The following is a 4,772-nucleotide window of genomic DNA, read 5'->3' on the forward strand; positions in this document are numbered from 1 at the left end:
GGGCCAGCAGCGGCTGGTCCCCCTGCTCCTTCGTCCGGTGGCGATTGATGAGGTTCAGGGCATGCTGGATGACGGTGAGCGTCTTGAGGCCCAGAAAGTCGAACTTCACCAGGCCAGCAGCCTCCACCTCGTCCTTGGCGAACTGGGTGATGAGCGTCTTCTCACCGGGCGGCTGGTAGACGGGGACGAACTCCCACAGCGGCTTGTCGGCGATGACGACGCCGGCGGCATGCATGCCGGGCTGGCGGTGCAGGCCCTCCAGCGCCAGGGCGATCTCCAGCACATCCTTGGTCGTCACCGGCTTGCCGTCCACCTCGCCGAGGTTCGAGGGCTTCTCGAGCATCTCCTTGAGGCGCGGCTCCAGCTCGATGGCCTCCTTGAGGGTGATGTTGAGCACCTCGGGCACCAGCTTGGCGATGCGATCGCCCTCGCTGAAGGGCAGGGCGAAGACGCGGCACACGTCCCGCAGCACGCTCTTGGCCTTCAAGCTGCCGAAGGTGATGATCTGCCCAACGTTGTTCTCCCCGTACTTGCGCGAGACGTACTGGATCACCTCGTCCCGGCGGTCCTGGCAGAAGTCGATATCGAAGTCCGGCATCGACACGCGCTCGGGGTTGAGGAAGCGCTCGAAGAGCAGGTTGTAGGGGAGCGGGTCCAGGTCCGTGATGCGCAGCGCGTACGCCACGAGCGAGCCCGCGCCCGAGCCGCGGCCCGGCCCCACGGGGATGTTGGCCTTCTTGGCCCAGTTGATGAAGTCCTGGACGATGAGGAAGTAGCCGCTGAACCCCATCTTCTGGATGACGCCCAGCTCCAGGGTGAGGCGCGCGCGGTAGATCTCCGGATCGAAACTCGCGCCGGCGTGATGCAGCTCCTTGAAGCGCTCGTGCAGACCCTCGAAGGCCAGCTCCGCCATGAAGCTGTCCGGAGTGTGGCTGTCGGGCACCTTGAAGGTGGGCAGCATGGGCTTGCCCAGCTTCAGCTCCAGGTTGCACTGATCGGCGATGCGCTGGGTGTTGTGGACGGCCTCGGGGATGTCCTTGAAGAACTCGAACATCTCCTCGGGGCTCGTGACGTAGAGCTTGTCCGTGGAGTGCTTCATGCGCTTGCCATCCGCCAGCGTCTTCCCGCTGGCGATGCACATGAGCAGCTCGTGCGCCCGCGCGTCCTCGCGCTTGATGTAGTGCGCGTCCGCGGTGGCGGCCAGGGGGATGTCCAGATCCCGGCCGAGCTGCTTCAGGTTCTCGTTGGCCTTCTCCTGCTCGGGCATCCCGTTGGACTGCACCTCGAGGAAGAAGTGGCCGGGCTCGAAGATGTTCTTGTACTCGAGCGCCGCCTTGCGCGCGTGGTCCATGTCCCCGCGGAAGCACGCGCTCGTCACTTCGCCGCCCAGGCACGCGGTGAGCGCGAAGAGGCCCTTGCTGTGCTCGGCGAGGACTTTCTTGTCGATGCGCGGGTGGTAGTAGAACCCGTTCATGTACGCGGTGGAGGCCAGGTAGCGCAGGTTCGCGTAGCCCTCCGCGTTCTGGGCCACGAGGATGAGGTGGTGGGCGACTTTCTCCGTGCGGTCCTCGCGGCCCTTGGTGCCGGCGACGTACGCCTCCATGCCGATGATGGGCTTGATGCCGGCGTCCTTCGCCTTCTTGTAGAAGTCGATGGTGGCGAACATGTTGCCGTGATCCGTCACGGCCACGCTCGACATCCCCTTCTCCTTCACCGTCTTGATGAGATCCTTCATCCGGATGGCGCCATCCAGGAGGGAGTACAGGGTGTGCAGGTGGAGATGGGTAAAGGACATGGCAGAGGGGTACTCAGGCGAGAGGCCGGGCGAACAATAGGGGCCTCGACCGCGCGCCGCCAGTCATCCCTAACAGGTAGGCTCCCAGGCCGAAAAATCGGCCTTTGGCACGTCTCGTGCCGTACCCGGGTTGGACAGGGAAGGCAGGACGTCCTGGGTTATGTGACGCTCGGGGGAAGTTCCCCTACAACGTCGTTAACACCCATGTCCCGGGACTCCCTCCCTCGCGCCCAGCGAGGGCCCGGCCGCCTTCATACTTCTTTACGAACGCAATAAGCGCTCGCAATGCCCCCCAGGCATCTTGTGTACCGTCGCCACTGCGGCGAAGCCGAACCCACAGCCCCTCGGGGCCCTGCCTGGAGATACGCCATGAAGAAGAAGATCGCCATTGCCGCCTCTGCCGTCCTCGCTGTTGTCCTGCTCAGCGGCTTCCGAGGCGGGGGCTGGAGCAAGGATCCCGAGCGCATCAAGCAGATGATCACCTGGAAGCTGGACGACAAGCTGGAGGACCTGGAGGCCACGGAGTCGCAGAAGCAGGCCGTCCAGGGGGTGAAGGACCGGCTCTTCGACGAGGGCAAGCTCCTGGCCCTGGAGCACCAGACCACGCGCGTGGAGGTCCTCAGCCAGCTCGAGTCCGACTACCCGGACTCGCAGAAGCTCCACGGCATCGTGGATGCCCGCATCGACGCAGTGCGCGCCTTCGCCCACAAGGTGGTGGACGCAGCGCTGGAGGTCCACAAGGTCCTCACCCCGGAGCAGCGCAAGGAGCTGTCCACCGAGTACCGCGAGCGAATGGGCATCAAGTAGCAGACAAGTGTCCTCCGCGAACGGCCCGTGCCTCCTGGGTGCGGGCCAGTCGTGCCGCACTGAACGACGTGGGTGCGGGAAGGTGGGCTGCGGGGGCGTACGCCACTATGCTCAGCCCGTGGAATACACGGATTACGCTCGCCGCATCATGGCCTACTCCTCCCTCGCGGAGGTGGCCGAGTACGGCCGGGTAATGGAGGCCGGGAAGGAGTATCCCCTCTTCCGGCTCACCGTCCCCGGTCCACGCTGGCTCGTCATCACCTCCGGCTTTCATGGGGAGGAGCCCGCGGGTCCGCTGACGTTGGCGGAGAGCTTCGCGGAGGTGGTCGCCTACGCGCGGGCCCGGGAGGTGGGGCTGCGCGTCTATCCGTGCATCAACCCCTCGGGCTTCGAGGCCGGCACCCGCTACAACCGCAGCGGCGAGCGGCCGAACAACGACTTCCTCCGTTACGAGGTGGCACCCGGCACGTGGAAGGGAGAGCTGGCCCGCGGCGAGTCCTTCCTGCGCTGGGTGCTCTACGACGGGGGGCCCAAGGAGACGCGGGCCGCGCGGGGGGACATTGATCGCTTCCCACCTCCGGCCGCGGCGCTCGACATCCACCAGGACAACTACCTGAGCACCCCGGCCACGTACGCGTACACGTTTGGAGACTCGGCGGCGTACCGGCCGATGATGGAGGCGGCCTCCGCGCATGTCTCCGTCATCCGCCACCAAAAGGTGGACGAGCACAACCACACGGATGCGGATGGCCTCATTGTCTCCCATGACGGGAGCGTGACGGACTACTTCACGCGGCGGGGCGTGCCCTACGCAGCCGCGCTGGAGACGACCACACGCACTCCGCTGGCCTCCTGCCACGCGGTGAACCTCATCTGGATCCGCGGTTTCATCGATCTGGCCGCGAGGGGATGACGGGCGTGGAGCGCGGGTGCCAGCTCCGGCCTCCTGCCCTCAGCCGCTTCATGGGCACCCTGGCGGCGCGCTCTGGCCGAACCTGTCTGCTTGTATGACAGGGGTGTCAGCGCCTGGGACATTCTGCCGCGTTGACGTTGTGGAGGCACGAGGGCGTCCCCCCCCGAGCGCAGGAGTCCACACATGGTTGCCCCGATGGCTCACCCAGCTATCGCAGTTGCTCCTGTCCCACACGAAGGGCGACAACACGCAGCTGCCGTCAGGCCGCGGAGTGAACGCGGATGTGCTGCGCCACCTCACGCAGGAGGTGCTGGCAAGGCAGTGCGGCGTGGATGTGCCGCCGATGCACCTCAACCTGGTGATGATGGACGGACAGAACCACTGGATCGCCAACTTCCCGCAGGCGTCACAGGCCGACAGCGTAGAGGACGCACAAGTGGACCACTACCTCACCTTCGACCCGTGGCCCGATGAGAAGGGCCGTGCGCCCGTGGGCATCGCCCTCACGCAGAGCGCGGCGGACAAGCAGCAGCGCGCCGCACCTGCAGACAGTCACCCTCTCACCCGGCGGCAGGCTGACAGCGGGGCCTCTCAAGAACCCTGATCGTGGGAGCGGAGGGATCAACCTGTCCTGCCTGGGCCCTGACAGGCTCGGGCGGCTCCCTGCCGGCGGCGCGCGCTGAGCAAACCTGTCTGGTTGTCTGACAGGTTTGCTCAGCGCGCACGGCCGGGGGCTGCTTCACACCCGTGAACGGCTCCAGGCCAGCTCTATCGAAGAACTTCGCTGACACCCCACTCGCATCCTGTCACGCTGCCCCTCCTCATCGGCTCCGCGAGCTCAACGCGCGGGCCGTGCGTGGAGGAATGTGATGGAGCGCCGCCCCCTGGGAACCACTGGCCTGCAGGTCTCCGCGCTGGGCTTCGGAGCGGGCCCGGTGGGCGATGCGGCGCTCTCCGAGGCTGAGGCAGCGGGGCTGCTCCATGGCGTGCTGGACGCGGGAGTCAACCTCATCGACACCGCGCCCAGCTATGGACTGTCCGAGGAGCGCATCGGGCGTCACCTGCAGGGGCGGCGTGGGGACTTCGTGCTCTCGACGAAGTGCGGCTACGGCGTGCCGGGGGTGGAGGACTGGACGGGGCCGTGCATCACCCAGGGGATCGAGCTGGCTCTGCGGCGGCTGCGCACGGAGGTCATCGACGTGATGCACTTCCACTCGAGCCCGGTGGAGGTGCTGGAGCGGCCGGGCGTGGTGGATG

General features: G+C 66.5%; 5 protein-coding genes. 4 read left to right on the plus strand and 1 reads right to left on the minus strand.

Going from position 1 to position 4,772, the window contains the following annotated elements; genetic code table 11:
* Positions 1–1,795, minus strand: a 1,795-nt coding sequence (gene dnaE / locus VD972_RS19840; RefSeq protein ID WP_324989282.1) for a DNA polymerase III subunit alpha, incomplete at its 3' end; no start/stop codon positions are given.
* 369 nt (positions 1,796–2,164) lie between these two features.
* On the opposite strand from dnaE, the gene VD972_RS19845 reads away from it, so the two are divergent.
* The 4 genes from VD972_RS19845 to VD972_RS19860 all read left to right on the plus strand — a co-directional run.
* The gene (locus tag VD972_RS19845; RefSeq protein ID WP_324989285.1) at positions 2,165–2,602 is read left to right on the plus strand and encodes a Spy/CpxP family protein refolding chaperone; all 438 of its coding nucleotides are present in this window, start codon (positions 2,165–2,167) and stop codon (positions 2,600–2,602) included.
* Positions 2,603–2,720: 118 nt separating this feature from the next.
* Entirely contained in the window at positions 2,721–3,515 is a 795-nt protein-coding gene (locus VD972_RS19850; RefSeq protein WP_324989287.1) for a hypothetical protein, read from the plus strand.
* 187 nt (positions 3,516–3,702) lie between these two features.
* A complete protein-coding gene (locus VD972_RS19855) occupies positions 3,703–4,119 on the plus strand; it encodes a hypothetical protein (protein WP_324989289.1) in 417 nt (138 codons plus the stop codon).
* Between the two features lie 265 nt (positions 4,120–4,384).
* Positions 4,385–4,772, plus strand: a 388-nt coding sequence (locus tag VD972_RS19860) for an aldo/keto reductase (RefSeq protein WP_324989291.1), incomplete at its 3' end; no start/stop codon positions are given.

It is taken from the genome of Hyalangium sp. (assembly GCF_035629615.1).
Taxonomy (GTDB): domain Bacteria; phylum Myxococcota; class Myxococcia; order Myxococcales; family Myxococcaceae; genus Hyalangium.